This is a genomic window from Pedobacter sp. MC2016-05, from assembly GCF_026239735.1.
Taxonomy (GTDB): domain Bacteria; phylum Bacteroidota; class Bacteroidia; order Sphingobacteriales; family Sphingobacteriaceae; genus Pedobacter.
In genome coordinates this window covers 56,558-78,133 of record NZ_JAPIVT010000002.1, presented here as the reverse complement: position 1 = coordinate 78,133, position 21,576 = coordinate 56,558, and the positions used below count along the sequence as shown (strand labels likewise).

Here is a 21,576-nt window from a genome sequence, read left to right as displayed (position 1 = left end):
CTTTGCTTGATGCAAAAAACGTTCACCGATCAGATGGGACGGGAGGTTACACTCGAGTTTCCGCCCAAACGCATTGTTTCTATTGTTCCCTCACAAACAGAATTGCTTTTTGATTTGGGTTTAGATCAGGAAATTATCGGCTTAACCAAGTTTTGCATCCATCCGATAGAAAAGTTTGCCGGACGTACGAAGGTTGGCGGTACGAAGAAACTTAATATCGATCTGATTAAAGATTTGAATCCCGATCTCATCATTGGAAATAAAGAAGAAAACACGCAAAGCGATATTGAAGAGTTAGCGGAGTATTTTCCAGTTTGGATGAGCGACATTTTTACCTTAGATGATGCCATGAAAACCATCTCGCAGATTGGTGCACTGGTAGACCGTGACCCTGAAGCTGCATACCTTAACCACCTTATTTCAGCTGGTTTTAACGATTTGAAAACGTTAGCAGCTCAAAACCAAATTGATAAAAAGGTAGCCTATCTCATTTGGCGAAAACCTTTCATGGTTGCGGGCAAAAATACTTTTATTGATGATGTGCTGCTCACCAACGGAATGATTAATGTTGTTCAACAAGATCGATACCCACAAATTACATTGGAGAAACTGAAAACTCTTAATTGCGAACTAATTCTACTTTCATCAGAACCCTATCCTTTTAAAGAAAAACATATTGAAGAAATACAGAATGCCATTCCAAATGCGAAGGTGATGTTGGTTGATGGGGAAATGTTCAGTTGGTATGGAAGCCGTTTAGTTAAGGCAGTTCAATATTTTTTCGAGTTTCAAAAAGAACTTTATTAGTCTTTCACTGTTCCTTTGTTTATAAAACTTAATATCTTCACCTATGAAAAAATTTATTTACCTCACATTATTTGTTGCTGCGGTTTCTGGATGTGGGATCATGCGATCTGCGTCTTCCGGGGAATCGATTTCCATCGAAGGCAGGATAACCAAATGGGGGATGACGACTTATCAGTACGGAACCCATACCATTAGTTATGGCGGCAAACCTTATGCGCTTAGAAGCAGTAGTTTAAATCTCGATACCTATGCCGATAAACAAGTAGTTTTAAGAGGTACCAAAGTCGCAGGTTACCCAATAGAGGGTGGGCCAGATTTGATAGAAGTTTCTGAAGTGGTGATGAAGTAGCAAAGCTGAAGATAATAATTAATTATTATTTTGAAATTTTTGTCGTTCAGAATTAGCGACTTAGCTTTTTTAATAAAAAATAATAGATAAAAACTGGTGCATACCTTTTGATTATTCAATCTAGTTTCTATCTTTGCAGTCCTTAATACATCCTAACTGCGGAAGTGGCGTAATTGGTAGCCGCACCAGACTTAGGATCTGGCGCTTCACGGCGTGGGGGTTCGAGTCCCTTCTTCCGCACAACAAGATAAAGGCCGTTTCGATTTAAACATCGGAACGGTTTTGTTTTTAAAAACATTGATTAATAACAACGGGGGTGATTTGCGAACACTAAGCTTGTCTCACATCTCACTTCTAAATACTCATATCTCTAAAAATGAATATTACACAGGAAAAAACCGGCAACTTAAATGCTGTTGTAAAAATCAAAATCGCACCTGCTGATTATAGTCCGAAAGTAGAAAAAGCTATTAAAGATCAGGCTAAAAAAGCACAACTACCTGGTTTCCGTAAGGGAATGGTTCCTGCTGCTCATATTAAAAAAATGTATGGCAAAAGCATTTTAGTGGAAGAGATCAATAACTTATTAAATGATACGTTATCAAACTATATTGCTGAGCAAAAATTAGAAATTTTAGGTCAGCCATTGCCTCAAATGGATAACGAACGCGATTTTAAATGGGATAATACCGATGAATTCGAGTTCGATTACGAATTGGGTTTAGCGCCAGCGTTCGATGTTAATGTTTCTTCTAAAGATAAATTTACACAGTATGTAGTTAAAGCTGATCAGGAGACATTAGAAAGCCGTATCAAAAACATCCGTCGCAGCTATGGTAAAATGACAAACCCGGAAGTTGCTGAAGAAGGTGACGTTTTATATGCTGAATTAGTTCAGTTAGGTGCAGATGGTTCTATTTTCGAAGGTGGCATCTCCAATACTGCAACTATCCGTTTAGATTTAATCTCGGATAAAAAAGTTCTTAAATCGTTAGTGGGTTTAAAAAAGGACGATGTAGTAACAATCGATGTTCAAAAAACATTTGAAGATAAAGCGGCGATTGCTAAAGCTCTAAATATTTCTGAAGAGGACGCAGCAGATTTGAAATCGAACTTCCAGTTGACAGTAAAAAATGTTAACCGTTTAGAAGAATCAGATTTAAATCAGGAGTTTTTCGATAAATTATTTGGCGAAGGCACAGTAACAGATGAAGCTGGCTTTAGAGCAAAAATTCAGGAAGAAGTAGAAAGTATGTTTACACAAGATGCTGAACGTAAATTATCAAACGATATCTACGAAGCACTTTTGCAAAAACATGCTTTTGATTTACCAGATGATTTTTTACGTCGTTGGTTAAAAGCTACAAACGAAAAATTAACCGACGAAGAATTAGCAGAAGGTTATGATGATTTCGCTAAAAACCTTAAATGGACATTAATCGAAAACAAAATCATCAAAGATAACAGTATCGAAATTAAATATGAAGATGTTGTTGCAGCGGCTAAAGCTAAGTTAGATGCTCAATTTAGAATGTACAGCCCAAGCCCACTTCCAGAAGATCAATTGGCGCAATACGCTGTTCAATTTTTACAAGACAAAGAAAATGCGAACCGCACTTTCGAAGAAGTTAAAGCAGCTAAAACTTTCGAACAAATTAAAACTATCGTAACCTTGGATCAAAAAGAAATTGATTACGATAAATTTGTAGAGTTGGATAAGAAGGACTAGCGTTAGGCGAATAGCGGTAGGCGTTCAAAAATGATTGATCGATTGTTTATATCTAGCGATGGCTCAATTTAAATTTCAATCGCTCTAAGTTTGGCAGTTGTCTATCGAACTAACTGATAAATTACTTGATATAGCTGACCGATTGTCAGTTGATAAAAAATACAGATTTGCAGAGCAGCTCAATGGGGCTGCTCTTAGCATATCCAATAATATTGCCGAGGGTTCTGGTTCCATTTCAAACAAGGAATTTGCTCATTATCTGAACATTGCGCATAGATCTGCGTTTGAAAATGCTAATATTTTGGTGGTATTGGAAAGGAGAAAATATATTTCTGACATTGAACTGCTTTATTATCTAGAAGAATTAGATAAATTGGCACGGAAATTAACCAACTTTAGAAAATTTTTGTTAAAATTATAATCCGGTTTGGCTATTCGTTAATCAACGCTCAACGCCAAACTCTAAACGCAATACAATATTATGAACATAGATTCACAAGAATTCAGAAAATTTGCCGTTAAACATCAGGGGATTGGCGGTTTACACGTAGATAAATTTATTGCACAGGCGAACATGAACCCACAGAACATGACGCCTTACATTATTGAAGAACGTCAGTTGAACGTAGCTCAAATGGACGTTTTTTCAAGGTTGATGATGGATCGTATTATCTTTTTAGGTGATGCAATCTACGATCAGAATGCCAATATTATTCAAGCTCAGTTATTGTTTTTGCAATCAACAGATGCTGATAGAGACATTCAGATTTACATCAATTCACCAGGTGGTTCGGTATATGCAGGTTTAGGTATTTATGATACCATGCAATACATTCAGCCAGATGTGGCTACAATTTGTACCGGTATGGCTGCATCAATGGGTGCTGTATTATTGGTTGCAGGAGCTAAAGGTAAGCGTGCTGCATTACCTCACTCAAGAGTAATGATTCACCAGCCATCAGGTGGTGCACAAGGTGTTGCATCTGATATGGAGATCAACTTGAGAGAAATGTTAAAATTGAAAAAAGAATTATACGATATTATTTCACAGCACTCTGGCCAAAGTTATGATTGGGTGGAGAAAGCTTCAGATCGCGATTACTGGATGACTGCCGATGAGGCAAAAGGATTTGGTATGGTTGATGAAGTTTTATCGAGAAACTCAAAAAAAGATGGCGAAACAAAATAAAGAATCCCGTTGCTCATTCTGCCATTCTGGCAAGCATGAAACTTTAATGTTAATTGAAGGCATGGATGCATTTATCTGCGATAAGTGCGTTACTCAGGCCAATCAACTGCTTTCACAGGAATTAGGAACCAAAAACACTAAAAATATCCAGGCTGCCATTTCTTTACTTAAACCGTTAGAAATAAAGCAGCATCTGGATCAATATGTAATTGGTCAGGATGATGCTAAGAAAGTGCTTTCTGTTGCAGTTTACAACCATTATAAGCGTTTAAATCAAAAAGTTGATAAAGACGAGATTGAGATTGAGAAATCGAACATCATGCTGGTAGGTGAAACAGGTACTGGTAAAACCCTTTTGGCTAAAACCATTGCGAAAATTTTGCATGTACCATTTTGTATTTGCGATGCAACGGTTTTAACGGAAGCAGGTTACGTAGGAGAGGATGTAGAAAGTATTTTGACACGTTTACTTCAGGCTGCTGATTATGATGTGGCTGCCGCAGAACGTGGCATTGTATATATTGATGAAGTGGATAAGGTTGCCCGTAAAAGTGATAATCCTTCAATCACTCGTGATGTATCAGGCGAAGGTGTTCAGCAGGCATTACTGAAAATTTTAGAAGGTACGGTTGTAAATGTTCCACCTCAGGGCGGACGAAAACACCCCGATCAGAAAATGATTCCGGTAAATACCAACAACATTCTGTTTATCTGCGGAGGTGCTTTTGATGGTATCGAACGTAAAATTGCAAATCGTTTGCGTACGCAGGCTGTTGGTTATAAAGTGAAGAAAGATGAGACCGTTTTAGATCTTAAAAATCTTTACAAGTATATCACTCCTCAGGATTTAAAATCTTTTGGTTTAATTCCAGAGTTAATTGGTCGTATTCCAGTTCTTTCGCATTTAAATCCTTTGGATAAAGAATCGCTACGTAATATTTTAACAGCGCCTAAAAATTCATTAATTAAGCAATATGTTAAGCTTTTTGCTTACGAAGATGTTAACTTAGTTTTTGAAGATGATGTTTTGGATTTTGTTGTCGACAAGGCAATGGAGTACAAACTGGGCGCTCGTGGTTTGAGATCGATTTGTGAAGCAATTATGTTGGATGCCATGTTCGACACGCCCACGCAAACGGATGTCAAGGAGTTGCATATCACGCTCGATTATGCGATAGAAAAATTTGAAAAGGCCGACTTTAAGAAGTTACAAGCCGCATAAAAATTCAAATCCTTCCCGAGCATCGGGAGGGATTTTTTTTAATATAATATTTATTAACGCTAAGCGCCAAGCGCTTTGCTCAAAGCCTTAAAATATGAATGAAGAAAAAGACGTAAAGAAGGACGAAGCCATAGTGGAGAAGGCCAAAAAGGTTAAAGAGGTTGAAAGTCCTGTTAAATCTGGTTTAAAATCGAAAGATGAAATTGTTAAAAATTGGTTGCCAAGATACACCGGCCGACCGCTAGATCAATTTGGTGATTACATTTTGTTAACCAACTTCAGTAAGTATGTGAGCATGTTTTCGGAGTGGAACGACAATGCCCCAATTATGGGTTTGGATAAGCCTATGCAAAGTGTTACCGCAAATGGAATTACCATTATCAACTTCGGTATGGGTAGTCCGCTTGCAGCAACTATGATGGATTTGTTAACAGCGATAAAACCAAAAGCAGTTTTGTTTTTAGGTAAGTGTGGTGGATTAAAGAAGAAAAACCAATTAGGCGATTTAATTTTGCCAATCGCAGCAATTAGGGGAGAAGGAACCTCAAACGATTATCTTCCTGCAGAAGTGCCGGCATTGCCAGCGTTCGCATTGCAGAAAGCAATCTCTACAACTATCCGTGATCATGGCAGAGATTACTGGACCGGAACTTGTTATACTACAAACAGAAGGGTTTGGGAGCACGACAAAGAATTTAAAAAGTACCTTAAAACATTAAGGGCGATGGCGGTTGATATGGAAACAGCAACAGTATTTACTACTGCCTTCGCAAATAAAATTCCAGCAGGAGCATTGCTATTGGTTTCAGATCAGCCAATGATCCCTGAGGGTGTTAAAACTGCAGAAAGCGATAGCGCTGTAACGGAGAAGTATGTCGAAACCCATTTAAGAATTGGCATTGATTCTTTAAAGCAACTCATAAATAACGGACTTACAGTTAAACATTTGTTGTTTTAATTTATGTGATGCTTCGTAGCGATTCACATTTAGAGCAATAAATTTTCATTTTTCGGTTTCATCGATCGTTGTAATAGCAAGTTATTTAACTCCTCCTAATTAGGATGTTGTAAGATCTAATAAATATTCGAGATCAGCAATGCTGATCTTTTTTTATGTGTTAAATCCTGGTAAATAACCATGTAAAACCAAATCTTCTTCCTTTTGAATGGTGTAATTGCAATGATTGTGAAGTAGGACAATACGGTCAGAAACGTCTAGGATAGACCTGTAATAATGATCAGTTATAATAAAACCTTTTTCGCTTTTTAAATGGTTAATATGTGTTTTTAAATTTTCTACCAATAATGGAGATAGTTGCGAGAATGGTTCATCTAGTAATACATATGGTTTATCGCTATATATCATTAAAAGGCATTCCAGATATCTAGCTTCTCCTCCTGATAAATGATAAAATTTTGTATTTAGGTTTTCGAAAACGAAGTTTATTTTGATTAACTCATCGCGATTGTTTTTGCAAAATATATCAATTGCAGCTGCTAGAGTAATTTGATTAGGAATAAAGTTATCCTGAGGGAGGTATGATACACGGCCAGATAAAAACCCCTTTTTGTAGATCTTCTCATTAATACTTAAGTATTTGAACTTAGGTTTAACGCTTCCAAAAATGATTTTTAAGAGTGTTGATTTACCGCAACCGTTTCTTCCTAAAAGTCCTACTACTTCACCAATTTGACAATTCAGATAAACACTGCTCAAGATCTCCCTATCAGCAAACCAATGGTTAACACTATCTACAAAAAGTTCTGCCATACCAGTAAGATCATTAATGTTGCTAACAAAAGTGCTAAATCATAGAAAATAAGATTGGTCATAATTCTCTTGAAACTAATCCCTTGGTTTTTGAAAAAGTAAGCAGTATTTTGATAAAACATGAAATAGATCGCAACAGAGAATATCCAGCCTATTATTTTTATAATTAGCATAAATGAATAAATGCCGGGTTCATCAAAGCCGTTTAAATAAAAAAACACTGAGGTGCATAAACTCACTAATATATTCCAGAGAAATATTGGTTTATATATTAATGTTGATTTTCTGAGTAGACTAAAAGACACGACTAAATATATAAAATGATAACGATAAACTTAGTTATCATGAACAAAAAAAGGGATTGAAATTAATCAATCCCTTTAGCAATATGGTATGTTTTAATCTTATCCCAAGTATGATTTTAAGATTTTACTTCTTGAAGTATGACGTAAGCGTTGTAGCGCCTTATCTTTAATCTGACGAACACGCTCACGGGTTAAGTTGAATTTTTCACCGATCTCCTCTAATGAAAGAGGATGGTTTGAACCTAAACCAAAGAATAAAACAATGATTTCTCTTTCTCTTTCTGTTAGAGTAGATAAAGAACGTTTGATTTCTTCTGATAAGGATTCGTTGATTAATGAACTATCGGTATTAGGCTCATGGTTTTCCAATACATCTAACAATGTATTTTCTTCACCCTGAACGAACGGAGCATCCATGGAAACATGACGGCCAGAGTTACTTAAAGTATCCGAAATTTTATCAACAGTAGTTTCTAAAATATCTGCCAATTCTTCTGGCGATGGCTCACGCTCATATTCTTGCTCTAGTTTAGAGAAAGCCTTGCTGATTTTACTTAATGAACCAACTTGGTTTAAAGGTAAACGAACAATACGGCTTTGCTCTGCAATAGCTTGCAAAATCGATTGACGGATCCACCAAACGGCGTAAGAAATAAACTTGAAACCTTTAGTTTCATCAAAACGTTTTGCCGCTTTAATCAAACCTAAGTTACCTTCATTAATTAAATCACCTAAAGTTAAACCTTGATTTTGATATTGTTTTGCAACAGATACTACGAAACGTAAATTGGTCTTAGTTAATCGCTCTAATGCAGCTTGATCGCCTTCACGAATCTTTCTTGCTAAAATTACCTCTTCCTCTGCTGTTATTAAATCTACTTTACCAATTTCGTGTAGGTACTTATCTAACGACTGACTTTCACGGTTGGTAATGGATTGCGTTATCTTGAGTTGTCTCATTTATACGTTTTGTGTGCTCTTTAATTGTTGAAGTGTGCAAAGTTACGAAATTGTATAGCAATCCGAAAGGATAAAATACTGAAAATGTTGCTGTTTGCACACCTTTTTTATAGTTTTACTTATAACAAAAATCATTCCAATAAAGTTTTTGTCAGTAATTACTAACACTATCTTAATATCATTGATTTACATATATTATTTATTGTAAATCGATAAATATATTTTGCTTCGTAATAATTTATTTTTTATGTTTGATAAGTAAATTATTGAAAATATATGACGCTCTTAACATTTTACTAATTATATGAGCTTGCAACAATGCTTTTGCTTTTGTAGTTAATTAAAATTTGATTTGTCGCAAAAAATTAACCCTTCAAATTTAATTTCATGAAAATTAATACTTTTAAAATTTCTAGGCAAGCAGGTATAAGCCTGATTCTTATTGCGATTATTAGCATTGTTAGTGGCATATTCACTGCCGTCGGGAATTATAGAGATGGCTCAATAGCCATAAAGTTAGCCGAACCTTATGCTAAAAAAGAGATTAAGACAATTGGCGCTGGCAAGTTTACAAATAGTAATATTTGTGTGTATGAATTTAAGCCAACATTGATGCAAGCCCTAATTTTATGGGAAGATGGATTGGGTGGAATGGGAGCAGCAACACTATTTTACCTAATGGTGGGCGGAGTTTCCTTAACTTTAAACTACAAAAAGCCTGAGATTTTTGAAACGATAACCGAGACTAGACTTTGGCAGAGCGTTGCAATTGGTGCGATGATATTTTTTGCCTTGAAATTTTTATCTATGTTTTTAATAAATCAGTATGTTAGTGAATTGTCGGGTCATGATTTTAAATATTTTCTTGATACAAATTTATCTTTCAATTTTACGTTACTCTCCTTGTTTGCGGTGCTTGCGATAATATATGATTTACTTTCTTACTCAAGAAAGCTTAAAGAGGAAAACGATTTAACCATATAGACAACCAAATGCCAATTATTATAAATTTAGATGTAATGCTTGCTCGTCGCAAGATGTCGCTTACCGAATTAAGTGAACGCGTTGGGATCACGATGTCTAATTTATCTATATTAAAAACTGGTAAAGCAAAGGCAGTTCGGTTGGAAACCCTGGAAGCTATCTGCAAGGTTCTGGATTGCCAGCCAGGAGATATTTTGGAGTTTCGCCAAGAGAAGTAACCGAGGTAAAAATGCTTTACTTATTAGACCCTATAGAAGTCAAAATACTTTTTGGTGTCACAGGCTTCAAATATGCTGTCATGCTGAGGCACGAAGCATCTGCAACCTATAAAACAGATGCTTCGTGCCTCAGCATAACAATGAGTTTTTAAAAGATTGTAACGAATAGCGGGGCTTTCGGAACCATACGCACAGAGGCCTGATCTTCAAATGTTCATAATATCAATAATTATCGCGTGATTGCAAGGCACGAAGCAATTTTAAAGCGCCATAATTAAGTGAATTAAGATTGCTTCGTGCTTCGCAATGACGGCAATTTTGGACACAAAAAAACCTTCCAGTTTGCACTGAAAGGTTTTTTGTTATTCAACAAGCTTTGAGTTTCAGTCTTTCAACTTTTAACTCTCAACTTTCAACTTTTTTACGCTTGTTCAGCCAAAACTTTAGTTACTAAATCTGCAGCTTCTTTTAAAGCGATTGCCGAGTAAACTTTAAGTCCTGATTCATCAATTAATTTCTTAGCTTCTTCTGCGTTTGTACCTTGTAAACGGCAGATAATTGGAACAGGAATATTTCCGATTTCCTGATAAGCATCGATAACCCCTTGCGCAACACGGTCGCAACGAACAATACCGCCGAAAATGTTGATTAAAATCGCTTTAACGTTAGGGTCTTTTAAAATGATGTTAAAAGCCGCTTTAACAGTTTGTGCATTTGCAGTTCCACCAACGTCTAAGAAGTTAGCAGGTTCACCACCAGCCAATTTAATAATATCCATTGTCGCCATTGCCAAACCAGCACCGTTAACCATACAACCTACGTTACCATCAAGGTTAACGAAGTTTAGGTTAGAAGCACTTGCTTCAACTTCCATCGGATCTTCTTCAGCCGTATCACGCATTGCTGCATAATCTGGGTGACGGTATAATGCATTTTCGTCAATATCAACCTTAGCATCAACCGCGATCACTCTATCATCAGAAGTTTTTAACACTGGGTTAATTTCAAACATCGATGAATCGGTAGTATCGTACGCTTTATATAAAGCAGTTACAAATTTAACCATCTCTTTGTGTGCAGCGCCGCTTAAACCTAAGTTAAAAGCTACTTTGCGAGCCTGGAAGCCTTGCAAACCAACTTTAGGGTCGATTTCTTCTTTAAAAATTAAGTGTGGAGTATGCTCAGCAACTTCTTCGATATCCATACCGCCTTCAGTACTGTACATAATAATATTGCGACCTTTTGCACGGTCTAACAATACTGAAATATAATATTCTTTGGTTTCAGAAGCACCTGGATAATAAACATCCTGAGCGACTAAAATCTTACTCACTAATTTACCTTCTGGTCCGGTTTGAGGGGTAACCAATTGCATACCAAGAATATCGGTTGCACGTTGTTTCACTTCATCAAGGTTTTTGGCTAATTTAACGCCTCCTCCTTTACCGCGACCACCTGCGTGAATTTGCGCTTTAATTACAACCCAATCAGAGTTATAATCCGTTTTCAGTTGCTTAGCAGCCTCAACAGCTTGCTCTGGAGTGTCGGCAACAATTCCTTCTTGAACGTTAACACCGAAACTTTTTAATATTTGTTTACCCTGGTATTCGTGAATATTCATTTGCTACAAAATTTGCCCAAAGCTACAATTTCAAACCCTTTAAACAAATAGATATTTCCGTTTTTTTGTAGAAAATGAACGTTTTATGTTAATCGGGAAAAGTAGTCTTGCCCATGCTGCAATTTTTTAAACTTGTAGAGTATACAGCTTTCTTTCCGAAAGTTGTCAACTCTAAAAAACAAATCAAAAATATTTTCTCATTCATAAGATTTATCCAACTGCGGCTAGCGTTTTTGGATTGGGTCGCTTGCAAATTTTATAAGACCTTTTTAGCGAGTTCTTTTACCTCATTTTTAAAAGCTTTATCGAATACAGGTTTGGCCGGAGCTCTGCTTTCAAGGTTGTATACGAAATACTCCAGCTCATCTTTGTCATCAAAAATCTTATCACCATTTGTATCCTTTATCAGTTCCATTAAGATTAAATCATGCTTTTCATCGAGTTTCCAGTTTTGTATAGAATAATTTTCCGGAGAAATTTGAACGAAGGCTTTGCCTTCCAAGCTGGATAAAAATAACTTTCTGGGGTCTGCAGATGTTAATTTTTTGTCACCATCAAAATCTGCATTGGTAACCTCGTAATAGATAAAATTATTCGCTAGTAAAGCGGATTGGTTTGGGTTTTTATCTGGGTTGCCAACATTAAAACTATTGATTATCAGTTTATCACGTGTCAATAATTCACTTTTGCTCGATATCATATTATAAAATGCTAAATTCCAATAGTTTATTCCTCCATCGCGTTTATAGCTATCAGATTGGCCATCATTTAACTGTAATGGATAAATAATTAGATCCTTATCGTCGATTATGATCGAAGAGCTATATTTTACCTTTGGCGCTTTTGGTTCTTCGCTGGTTCCTGATGGATTATCTACTTCTGTAGAAATTGTTTTTTCTTGATTTGAGCATGATGACATTAATAAATTAAGGGTGATGACTGCGATAAGCGTTAGGTTTTTCATAAGATTGATGGATTCAAATACTTTATATTAAATGGAAAAGTTCCTGATTTATGCAAGCTGGAATTAACTTCCAGCTATTGGCGACCCAAAAATACCGACAGCCATTTCTGCCCAAATTAAAAACAGCGCAATTAAAATTACTACTAAAGCAATGGTTCTGCTGGTGCCAGTTTTCATATTTCTAATCACCAGTTCGATGGCTAAACCTGTACTTAATAGCAATACGCCAGCGGCAACAAAGTCTGATAGTGTCCAATTTACTTCGTTGGTAAACTGCATTGCAATCAATGGAATGCATAAAATAAATACGATCACGCTCAAAATAATTGTGATTCTTAACTTAAATGGGCTTACTGTTTCTTGATTTTTCATGATGTTATTTGTGTTAATTAATTTATAAATTTTTAATAGATGTTGCAAGTGAAATCATTTGTCTACTTAATAAAAGCTATTGTACAGTTTGAATAATTTTTGGCCTTGGTTGATGGTTGATATTTTCATAGCTAGAGCCATATAGTGTGTTTTTTCCAGCAACCTTCTTCAGCTTGACTTTCATTTTTGAGAAATATTTATTGAAGTTCAGTTTGCCGGCTTTGAACAATTTCTGATGCGCAAACCATACTACCAGACTTGTGCATATAAAGAAGCAAGAGTAGGCATGGTTAGCGAGAAATTTGGAGATTGGATTTTTGTTGCTAAAAATGATATACAATCTTTCCTTTTGAAAAGTAATGTGTGCTGCTTCATCAATTAAAATATCGGTACAAATTTGTTTTAATAGTGTACAGTTTGTCGCATCTTTCAATGCCTGATAAAAAATCTGCGCAGCGCTTTCAACAGTTATGACAGCAATCGTCCACAGCTCCATATTTGTGTTATAATATCTTATTTTTCTAAATAAGCTATCGCCCCAATCTTTTTTAATTCTGGGCGCTTCAATTAGGTCAAGATATTTTCCAAGGTTGTACCCGTGTTTTTGTTCTTCTTTAATAAATAATTTAACAGTATTAGGGTAGTGGATGTCATTAATTTCGGAGGCATATTTCTGTGCTGCGTGTTGTAAATGTTCACCTTCCGAAGTTTCTCCTAATTGCCAGGCCTGTAGTGAATTCAAAATGTTGCTCCTTTCCAGTTCTGTCAACATTGGTTTTAATTGCCAATCAACCCGGGAAATAGCTGCGTTTTTAGTAAAATAATCAGTCCAATATTGTGATGAATGAATTTGCATAGTGTTTATTTTGTATGTGGTTCATGAATATGCATTTCAATTGTACTTTCTATAAAGTTGGCTAAAGCAAACCATGCTAATGATGCCAGAGCTAAAAACATAATTATAATGTTGCAATGCCTTTTCATCTTTCTGTTCCAAAATATTTTGCCGTATTCCAATCCTGCAAATTCCATGAAAGCCAGCTAACCCTTTTGTATCGCTCTTTAAAAAAACCGATTCGTTGATCAAGTTTTAATTGAAGTTGATCATCTGTAGCACCAATGAGAATTGTACCTTTAGGCGCAAGGCTTCCAAAATTTCCATCGGCTAAATCAAGTTCTTTTCTATGCTGATCAATTGTTGGAAGCGTTTTGTCAGATAAGGAAAGTAAATAGTCCGGATCGAATGCAATGGTTTCTCTTTTCGCTAAATTGTATTTTACAATAACAATGTCCCAATTCACCATTGTGAAAACCAATAGTAGGAGATACCAAATATTTCCATTGATCTTTAGTAAATAGAAGAAAGTTTTTTGCTTGGCTATTTTTAAATAGACAGTGCTCAGGCCCACTATGCAGAGTGTGGCAAATACAATTACGCCTATACGTTTGTAAGTAAGGCCATAAACTTCTATATAATGCGCATCTCTGATGAAAACAGAAATAATCAATAGAAAATTCTGGATCATCCACGCAAATGCCAGAATTTTTAACGTTTTGCTTTTTGAATAAAAATTTAAGTTCCCTCTAAAAAAGTAAACGATAATGGCCATTGCTAAAATAATACTGAAGATGAGGGCGTTTGTGCCATCGTGTAATTCGTCGGCATAGTTCGTTTCGGCCAATTGCTTCCCTTTACTAAGCCATAACCACCAAATATCGATTCCATTTAGCATCAGTAATAAAAAGTTCAAAGCAACAAAAGAAATCACCGCGACAATGTATTCGGTTTTCAGCGCCATTTTTTTTGAAATCATTCTACCCATAAATATCTGGGCAACTTCATTCCAAAGGGTTTTAATTCTGCTCCTACTTTTCTTTCGATGCAGATCTTCATTCAGATTCAATTCAATCTTTTCGAAAACACGATCGTAAAAGGTGATGAGTAACCCACCGGTTAAGGCTAAGCCGAGACCAAAATGAATGAAGCGCTCGAAGCTTAAGTCGCTGAAAATAAAGCCAAATACATCTGTTAGTATCTTTGCAATGCTATCTCCAAGTTCGGAGGCATATTTTTCAAAAATTGTGTTAGCTCCACTGTAGATGCCGATGAAAATAAATACCATAATAATTGGTAGAATGATATATTTTAATGGTCTTAGCAATGGTCTGAATTTGAAATTCCCGATTTGAAGATCAGATAGTCGTCTGAATGCGGTTGCAGGGATGGCAATAATTTGTAGTGCTGTGGCCATAAATGCTACCCAAACTGATCTGATGCTTTGGTAATGGGAAAAACCAACAAATAATAAAAAACTGATGTAGTATGTAGCAAGCGATAAATCGGAATTGTTAACCACCACCATAACTGCTGCAAGTAAATGCGCCATTGCGTAGATTTTAAATTTCTTTGTTTTAGCAACCTCGCTGTTGAAAAAGGTAATGCTCAAGACAAATACACTGTACATAAGTAGGTTAAGTGCCAATCTTTCTGACCAAAACATCAAGTTGAATAATATCCCTCCAATAAGGGTAGCGAGTAGGATGTAATTAGATTTCGTTTTCATAATTTAAAATAATTTAAGTGCCATGAAACAATAAAAAATACTCAGTGGGATGTTAGCCAGCATGAAAATCATCGTGGCAACTATTTTACGCCAATATTGCTTGTGGGTATAGCATGAAATCGCAAGGACTGTGAAGAAAATGCCGTTAATTAACGCCGCGATTAATAGATACCCTAATCCCAAAATCGGGGTTTCTCCCCTGAAAAGAAGAAAGAAAAGAAAAATTGTAGTTCCGATTGATGCGGAAATGATGGCTAGCTGCCTGCATTGATTGATAATCTGTGGCTCTGCTTGATTATTCATGGATTTTAGATTTAAAAGTGCTTTGAAATTCAAAGTATTAGCGCAAAAAAAATAGTTTAAAGTTTGTTAATCATTTTTTCAAGCGCATCTAAATGCGCCTTGAAAGCTTGTTTTCCTAAATCGGTAATAGAATAAGTAGTGCTGGTTTTACGCCCTATAAAACCTTTGTGTACCGCAATAAATTGGGCTTGTTCTAAGGTATTTAGATGCGAGGCGAGGTTTCCATCCGTAAGTTCTAGCATCTGTTTCAAATCATTAAAGCTAATTTCATGGTTAACAATCAGCATCGACATTACGCCGAGCCGAATTCGGCTATCGAATATTTTATTAAGGTCTGCTATTGGATTTTTCATTTTATTGGCCTTTCTCGTATTTAAAATACATCACCAATCCATAAATAATATGAAGTACGCCGAAGCCAATTGCCCAAAATATTAACCCGTAACCCACATAAAACATACAAATTAATCCTAAAATGATTTCTAGGAAGCCCAAATAGCGAATATCGCTATAGGTATATTTACTTGCGTTAATAAGCGAAAGTCCATAAAAAATGAGGCAAGAAGGCGCAATAATAGCATAAGTATGAGCATGATTAATCAGCAACGCGATGATAAATAATCCTCCAGTTACCAATGGAATAGCTAAATTAATTAACAATGATTTGGACGTTTTGTCCCAGATTGGTAAATTATTCCGTTGACTTTTTCGATAAGTAAACAAAATTCCACCTGCTAAAGCAATTATCAACACAAAAACACCCAGTTTGATTAAGTTAAATTCCAGGTCCATTTCGCCTTCTATTCCATAACCGTAACCTCTGTTGTTGATGAATTTTTCAATTTCATCGTTTGCAAAGTAGGCACCCATTAAAGCTATAACTCCAGCAAATACGCCAGATAAACCACTCAATGAGATAAATCTTGAAGATCTATCCATCATTTGTCTGATATCTTTTAATGCGTTTAGTTGTTCCTCAGAATTGCTCATTTTGAAAGTGCTTTGTTTTTCAAAGTTAAATAAGATTCTTATAACTCCAAACTTTTTTTTAATAAATTGATTTTACAGATTATTATCGGGTCGATTACAAAGATTAACGAGTTACACAGATTGAAAAATAATAAAAATGTAAATGGGGTGTCATACATCTAGCCTTATGCTTACAACCTGTAACTTATCACTCAGAAAGCAAAAATTTAACTATTTTTACGCCATGCTAAAAGCCACTGGAATAAGAAAATCATACGGAAATCTGCAAATATTAAAAGGTGTTAATTTTGAAGTTCAGAAAGGGGAGATCGTAAGTATTATTGGCCCGTCTGGTGCGGGAAAGAGTACTTTACTTCATATTTTAGGTACGCTAGATAAACCTGATGACGGGGCAGTGGAGCTTAAAGGAACCATCATAAATAAACTGAGTGGAGAATTATTAAGCGCTTTTCGCAACCAAAATATTGGTTTTGTATTCCAATTTCATCATTTATTGCCTGAATTTAGTGCATTGGAAAATGTATGTATCCCGGCTTTTATTGCTAAAACGAATAAAAAACAGGCCGAAACCCGAGGTTTGGAATTGCTTGATTTATTCGGTTTGAAAGACAGAGCCCACCATAAACCCAACCAATTATCGGGTGGAGAACAACAACGGGTAGCCATTGCAAGAGCACTAATTAACAATCCATCAATTATTCTGGCTGACGAACCCTCCGGAAATCTTGATTCAGAAAATGCATCAGCCTTACACCAGCTATTTGTAACACTTAGAGATAATTTTCAGCAAACGTTTGTAATTGTAACGCATAACGAACACCTGGCTAAAACAAGCGATCGCGTTGTAACGATGAAAGATGGTTTGATCGTTTAGGAAGTTGCCATTTATTAATTACCAGTTATCAATTGCCGGTTATCTACTATCAATTTCCCATTTCCCATTCAACACTGAGTATCAAATAACAATTAAACATTGAAAATATTAATTACTGGCGGAAATACTGCCAAAGCCTTAAAGTTAATGAAGGCATTTCCTAGTCATTTTGTCCTGCTAGCCGACTATGGAGACGTTCCGGGCATTGTTACCGAAAATTATGCTTTTACTTCATTGGGCAAGCTCAATCAAGATAGTATTGCACATTTATTATTGAATTTTTGCATCACTGAAGCTATTGATTGCATCATCCCGTTACACAATTATGAGATAGAACCTCTCGCAAAATCAGCCGTTTTGTTTGGTGAATATGGCATTCAGGTGTTAACTCCACCAGCAGATTCGTTACTGAATTATATTTCGCTTGAAAAGACCAACTATGGAAACTATGCGGTATTCATTCAAGGTGAATGTATTTTCGCTAGCGGAGATGAGATTTTTATAAAACAGAACGAGGAACTTAACGGCGTTTTCGGTTACAACAATTCAAACGATGATTTAAAACTCCTTACAATTTAAGATGGATGCATACGAGCTAGTGAAAGATAAGCAGATCGTCATTTTTGAACTTGATAATGTGCTTTACCCTGAAAAGGATTATCTGCTTCAGGTTTATTATTTATTTGTCCAGTTTATCGAATATAGCGAGCAAAAAAATGCGCAAGCTATCTTAGATTTCATGAGAGGTGAATTCGAGCAATCAGGAGTGGAGGACTTATTCGTAAAAACAGCGAAGGCTTTTGAAATTGACGCCAAATACCAATACAATTTTGATTTGCTGCATCAAAATGCCCGATTGCCTTTAAAACTTTTATTGTTCAAAAACCTGCTAGAGTTTATGCAAGAGTTGGTCATTGAAAGAAAAAAAATATTTATCGTGACGGCTGGAAATCCAGATCAGCAGCTTAACAAAATTAAACAAACAGAATGGAACGGACTGGAAAATTACTTAACGGTATACTTTGCAGATGAAATGGGCGTAGAGAAGGCAGAAATATTTCAGAAGATACTAAACGACAACAATTTATCGCCAAATGATGCGTTAGTTGTGGGGGCAAATAATTTTGATGAACAACAATCCAAGTTAATGAATTTGCCGTATATTGTGTCACTGGAAATTTACAAATAGATATGTTTAGAAAAGTTAATGTGAAGAAGAGCATTTTGTTCTTTTTAGTTGGGTCGGCTGGTTTTTTAGCTTCTTGTAAAAAGAACAATACTGAACCTGATTCAGATTCATCTACTCCTGTAGTAGAAAAAAATACACTGCAAACCCCAACTTCAAACCGTGATTATTTAACCCGCGATTCTATCTTTTTATATGCGAAACAAACTTATTTCTGGAATGTGGGCATGCCTGATTATGATACCTTTAATCCACGCAAGTATGCGAACGATGATCAAGTATTAGCAGCGCTTGCGGCTTTGCCAAGCACAGGTGGAAAAGATAAGTATTCGTTTATTGATAACGGTGCAGTTGCTGGGCAATTGGGCGGTGTTAGTGGCGATTATGGTTTTTCAGCAAATTACGATGCTAATAATTTATTACGGGTTAAATCTGTTTACGCTACCTCTCCTGCGGCTCTTGCCGGTTTAAAAAGGGGCTATCAGATCACCCGAGTGAATGGTAGAACAACCTTAAGAACCAGTCAAAGCGATATCGACAATTTAAACGATGGTATTTTTGGTAGTAACCCGAGCATTTCGATGACTATTGTAAAACCTGATGGTACTTCACAAGATTTGGTAATTAACAGAGGCAGTTATAATATTAATCCTATTTTATACTCAAATACATATACTGTAGGGGCAAAAAAAATAGGTTATATTGTTTTTAACAGCTTCACCACCAATTCTGTTACTTTATTGGATGCTGCTTTTACTAAGTTTACAACGGATGGAATCACAGAACTTGTAGTTGATTTACGTTACAATGGCGGAGGTTCAGTTGCAACATCAGAAGCTTTTACCAATTTAATAGCTCCTGCATCTCAAAATGGAAAAGTGATGTATACCACTTATTGGACCAAAACGATGCAAGATAAGAAAGCTACAATTCTTGAGAATCAAAAATTTTATCAGACTGGTTCAGATGGCGTTAGGAGAATGTTTTCGTTTTTTGATTATAATTATGAACCTACAGTACAGGGAGGTAATTTAGAAGTTTTTGCCAAACGCGGTAGCTTGAATGGGTTAACAAGGGTGTATTTTTTAGTTGCAGGCGGAACAGCATCTGCAAGCGAGTTGTTGATTAACAATTTAAAACCAGTAATGGATGTAAAGTTAATTGGTAGAAAAACCTACGGCAAACCTGTTGGGTTTTTCTCTCTCAGAATCGATAAAAAAGACTTGTACATCCCTCAGTTTCAAACCAAAAATCAATCAGGCTTCGGTGATTATTTCGATGGAATGGCAGTAGATAAAGATGTAGTTGATGATTTGACTAAAGACTTCGGAGACCCATCAGAAAAATTATTAGCCCAGGCTTTAAATTATTCTGCTACAGGCGCATTTACCTCATATTTAAAAGAAAGCACATTAAGTAGCACCTCTGGCGTATCTAGGCAGGTAATTGATAGCAATAACGAAAAACTTGACCACGAATTTAAAGGAATGATCGAAACTCGAAAAATGAAGTTCAAATAACAGAAAATTAAAATTTAGCCTCGATGAAAATCGAGGTTTTTTTTTGTTAATTATTACATAAAATGAGTGTTTGCGGTTGTTTTTCTTCGAAAAAATTGATAAGCTTGTTTAACATTAATCGTTAAAAAGAAGCTATGCCAATAGAAATTGTAGAAAAAGAACATTTAAGCTATTTGAATATCATCAATGCAAAAGAAGATCACACAGAAGAACTAAAAACTAAACTTGATGAAGCTCAAAGACTTGGAAATGAGTTCAAATCCAAAGCGGTGATTACTTTTAACACAACAATTGGCCCTAAACGCGTAGACACTACGGTTTGGGCAGTGACAGAAAAATACATTCAACTGAAAAATAATATTCATATCCCAATTAAAAGTTTGATTGATATTGATTTTTAGGTTGTCTTTTTAAGGAAATAAATCATCCCGCATTTATTCACCTTAGCCTGAAAATTAATGAGTACGCTTCACAAAATTGCTTTAAATTTCATTAAATCCATTGGTCCGGTAAATGCCAAAAATTTATTAGCCTATTGCGGCAGCGCTGAGCTGTTTTTTCTGCTACAAAAAATCAATTGCTTCAAATTCCGGGTATTGGCGAGAAAACCGTTGAAGCAATTTTAAATACTGATGCTTTAAAACGAGCAGGTGAAAAGTTAAAATTTATTGATAAGCATGGAATTGAAGTTCTGTTTTTTACAGTTGAGAATTATCCAAAACGCTTAAAAAACTGTTTTGATTCTCCAATTTTACTTTACTTTAAAGGTAAAGCGGATTTGAATCACTCTAGAATTATTAGTATTGTAGGTACACGTAATGCAACTGAGTATGGCAAAACTCTATGTAAGCAGCTTTGCGAAGTGTTAGGGGCTTATAATGTTTTAATTGTTAGTGGTCTCGCTTATGGTATCGATGTTACCGCTCACAACGAATGTATTGCCAATGATATACCCACCGTTGGTGTATTAGGGAATGGATTAGATCGATTATATCCACAAATTCATAAACCAGTTTCTCAAAAAATGGTTTTAAACGGGGGCCTACTTTCCGAGTTTCCAACATTGACAAATCCCGACAGACAAAATTTTCCACAGAGAAATAGAATTATTGCTGGCATTGCCGATGCCACAATAGTTGTTGAGGCATCCATTAGAGGTGGGGCGTTAATTAAAGCAGAAATTGCAAACTCTTACAATAAAGATGTTTATGCTTTTCCAGGTAGAACAAATGATGCTTTTTCTGAAGGTTGCAACTTTTTAATTAAAACCAATCGGGCAGGGTTGATTAACAATGCAAATGATTTGATTTATTATTTAGGGTGGGATGATGAAGTGAAAGAAAAGAAGAAACAAGCGCAAACTACGTTGCAGCTCAATCTTACTGCAAATGAGCAGAAAGTAGTTGATGCTTTACAAAGCGGTCAACTTTCTATTGATGAACTTTGTATTTCATTAGCTGTTCAGCAAAGCAAATTGGCCATAGTTATACTCACCTAAGAAATGCAAGGGGTAATTGTTTCATTGCCTGGCAAGGTTTATAAACTGGCGTAAGTTAGCCGCAGATTCGCAAATTTTTATGCTGTCGTCATGCTGAATTCATTTCAGCGTCTTAGTATTTGTAATTTATTAGATGTTATAAGTGAATTC

Annotated in this window: 25 protein-coding genes and 1 tRNA gene; 16 read left to right on the top strand and 10 right to left on the bottom strand. The window is 35.8% G+C overall.

Translation table 11 applies throughout. From position 1 onward, the window contains the following. Positions 1-9: 9 nt before the first annotated feature. The 8 genes from OQZ33_RS03440 to OQZ33_RS03405 all read left to right on the top strand — a co-directional run bounded on the left by OQZ33_RS03440 (position 10) and on the right by OQZ33_RS03405 (position 6,254). Complete coding sequence (locus OQZ33_RS03440) at positions 10-807, top strand: ABC transporter substrate-binding protein (protein ID WP_265797658.1); 798 nt, start codon at positions 10-12, stop codon at positions 805-807. A gap of 43 nt (positions 808-850) precedes the next feature. Further along, positions 851-1,156, top strand: coding sequence for a lipoprotein (locus OQZ33_RS03435; RefSeq protein WP_265797657.1), 306 nt, complete (start codon positions 851-853; stop codon positions 1,154-1,156). A gap of 158 nt (positions 1,157-1,314) precedes the next feature. Continuing rightward, positions 1,315-1,396 (top strand) — tRNA-Leu (locus OQZ33_RS03430). Positions 1,397-1,532: 136 nt separating this feature from the next. Next, positions 1,533-2,885, top strand: a complete 1,353-nt coding sequence (gene tig / locus OQZ33_RS03425; protein ID WP_265797656.1) for a trigger factor — start codon at positions 1,533-1,535, stop codon at positions 2,883-2,885. 97 nt (positions 2,886-2,982) lie between these two features. Next, positions 2,983-3,306, top strand: a complete 324-nt coding sequence (locus tag OQZ33_RS03420) for a four helix bundle protein (protein WP_265797655.1) — start codon at positions 2,983-2,985, stop codon at positions 3,304-3,306. Between the two features lie 60 nt (positions 3,307-3,366). Further along, positions 3,367-4,074 carry an ATP-dependent Clp endopeptidase proteolytic subunit ClpP gene (gene clpP, locus OQZ33_RS03415; protein WP_056849709.1) on the top strand — a complete coding sequence of 236 codons (708 nt, stop codon included), beginning with the start codon at positions 3,367-3,369 and terminating at the stop codon, positions 4,072-4,074. Beyond that, positions 4,058-5,296 (top strand): ATP-dependent Clp protease ATP-binding subunit ClpX, encoded by a 1,239-nt coding sequence (clpX, locus tag OQZ33_RS03410; RefSeq protein ID WP_265797652.1) that lies wholly within the window; start codon positions 4,058-4,060, stop codon positions 5,294-5,296. Before clpP ends, clpX begins: the two co-directional genes overlap by 17 nt. A 94-nt stretch (positions 5,297-5,390) precedes the next feature. Further along, positions 5,391-6,254: an AMP nucleosidase gene (locus OQZ33_RS03405; RefSeq protein WP_265797650.1), complete on the top strand. Its 864-nt coding sequence runs from the start codon at positions 5,391-5,393 to the stop codon at positions 6,252-6,254. A gap of 153 nt (positions 6,255-6,407) precedes the next feature. Here the strand turns inward: OQZ33_RS03405 and OQZ33_RS03400 are convergent, their stop codons facing one another. Both OQZ33_RS03400 and OQZ33_RS03395 read right to left on the bottom strand, forming a co-directional pair. Next, positions 6,408-7,067: an ATP-binding cassette domain-containing protein gene (locus OQZ33_RS03400; protein ID WP_265797648.1), complete on the bottom strand. Its 660-nt coding sequence runs from the start codon at positions 7,065-7,067 to the stop codon at positions 6,408-6,410. 404 nt (positions 7,068-7,471) lie between these two features. Next, positions 7,472-8,332, bottom strand: a complete 861-nt coding sequence (locus tag OQZ33_RS03395; RefSeq protein WP_010601359.1) for a sigma-70 family RNA polymerase sigma factor — start codon at positions 8,330-8,332, stop codon at positions 7,472-7,474. Between the two features lie 387 nt (positions 8,333-8,719). Here OQZ33_RS03395 and OQZ33_RS03390 point away from each other — a divergent pair, with 387 nt between their 5' ends. Together OQZ33_RS03390 and OQZ33_RS03385 are read left to right on the top strand one after the other, a co-directional pair. After that, positions 8,720-9,316, top strand: coding sequence for a DUF2975 domain-containing protein (locus OQZ33_RS03390; RefSeq protein ID WP_265797638.1), 597 nt, complete (start codon positions 8,720-8,722; stop codon positions 9,314-9,316). An 8-nt stretch (positions 9,317-9,324) separates the two neighbouring features. Beyond that, positions 9,325-9,534: a helix-turn-helix domain-containing protein gene (locus OQZ33_RS03385; RefSeq protein ID WP_265797637.1), complete on the top strand. Its 210-nt coding sequence runs from the start codon at positions 9,325-9,327 to the stop codon at positions 9,532-9,534. A gap of 421 nt (positions 9,535-9,955) precedes the next feature. Here the strand turns inward: OQZ33_RS03385 and sucC are convergent, their stop codons facing one another. From sucC to OQZ33_RS03345, 8 genes are all read right to left on the bottom strand, one after another. Then, positions 9,956-11,155: an ADP-forming succinate--CoA ligase subunit beta gene (gene sucC, locus OQZ33_RS03380; RefSeq protein WP_265797636.1), complete on the bottom strand. Its 1,200-nt coding sequence runs from the start codon at positions 11,153-11,155 to the stop codon at positions 9,956-9,958. Between the two features lie 256 nt (positions 11,156-11,411). Then, complete coding sequence (locus OQZ33_RS03375; RefSeq protein ID WP_265797635.1) at positions 11,412-12,119, bottom strand: hypothetical protein; 708 nt, start codon at positions 12,117-12,119, stop codon at positions 11,412-11,414. A gap of 63 nt (positions 12,120-12,182) precedes the next feature. Next, complete coding sequence (locus tag OQZ33_RS03370; RefSeq protein ID WP_265797634.1) at positions 12,183-12,491, bottom strand: hypothetical protein; 309 nt, start codon at positions 12,489-12,491, stop codon at positions 12,183-12,185. Between the two features lie 76 nt (positions 12,492-12,567). Next, complete coding sequence (locus OQZ33_RS03365) at positions 12,568-13,347, bottom strand: ferritin-like domain-containing protein (RefSeq protein ID WP_265797633.1); 780 nt, start codon at positions 13,345-13,347, stop codon at positions 12,568-12,570. Between the two features lie 124 nt (positions 13,348-13,471). Further along, the gene (locus tag OQZ33_RS03360; RefSeq protein ID WP_265797632.1) at positions 13,472-15,055 is read right to left on the bottom strand and encodes a DUF4173 domain-containing protein; all 1,584 of its coding nucleotides are present in this window, start codon (positions 15,053-15,055) and stop codon (positions 13,472-13,474) included. A gap of 3 nt (positions 15,056-15,058) precedes the next feature. Then, entirely contained in the window at positions 15,059-15,358 is a 300-nt protein-coding gene (locus tag OQZ33_RS03355) for a hypothetical protein (protein ID WP_265797631.1), read from the bottom strand. A gap of 56 nt (positions 15,359-15,414) precedes the next feature. Beyond that, a complete protein-coding gene (locus OQZ33_RS03350; protein WP_265797630.1) occupies positions 15,415-15,711 on the bottom strand; it encodes a winged helix-turn-helix domain-containing protein in 297 nt (98 codons plus the stop codon). Position 15,712: 1 nt separating this feature from the next. Next, entirely contained in the window at positions 15,713-16,348 is a 636-nt protein-coding gene (locus tag OQZ33_RS03345; RefSeq protein ID WP_265797629.1) for a hypothetical protein, read from the bottom strand. 223 nt (positions 16,349-16,571) lie between these two features. On the opposite strand from OQZ33_RS03345, the gene OQZ33_RS03340 reads away from it, so the two are divergent. From OQZ33_RS03340 to dprA, 6 genes are all read left to right on the top strand, one after another. After that, a complete protein-coding gene (locus tag OQZ33_RS03340) occupies positions 16,572-17,222 on the top strand; it encodes an ABC transporter ATP-binding protein (protein WP_265798002.1) in 651 nt (216 codons plus the stop codon). A gap of 99 nt (positions 17,223-17,321) precedes the next feature. Beyond that, entirely contained in the window at positions 17,322-17,801 is a 480-nt protein-coding gene (locus OQZ33_RS03335) for a hypothetical protein (RefSeq protein WP_265797628.1), read from the top strand. 1 nt (position 17,802) lies between these two features. Continuing rightward, positions 17,803-18,411: an HAD family hydrolase gene (locus OQZ33_RS03330; RefSeq protein WP_265797627.1), complete on the top strand. Its 609-nt coding sequence runs from the start codon at positions 17,803-17,805 to the stop codon at positions 18,409-18,411. 2 nt (positions 18,412-18,413) lie between these two features. Further along, entirely contained in the window at positions 18,414-19,928 is a 1,515-nt protein-coding gene (locus tag OQZ33_RS03325) for a S41 family peptidase (protein ID WP_265797626.1), read from the top strand. Positions 19,929-20,062: 134 nt separating this feature from the next. After that, the gene (locus OQZ33_RS03320; protein ID WP_056849724.1) at positions 20,063-20,329 is read left to right on the top strand and encodes a hypothetical protein; all 267 of its coding nucleotides are present in this window, start codon (positions 20,063-20,065) and stop codon (positions 20,327-20,329) included. Positions 20,330-20,505: 176 nt separating this feature from the next. Beyond that, on the top strand, positions 20,506-21,426 hold the full coding sequence (gene dprA / locus OQZ33_RS03315; protein WP_322975006.1) for a DNA-processing protein DprA: 921 nt from the start codon (positions 20,506-20,508) through the stop codon (positions 21,424-21,426). Positions 21,427-21,576 lie beyond the last annotated feature (150 nt).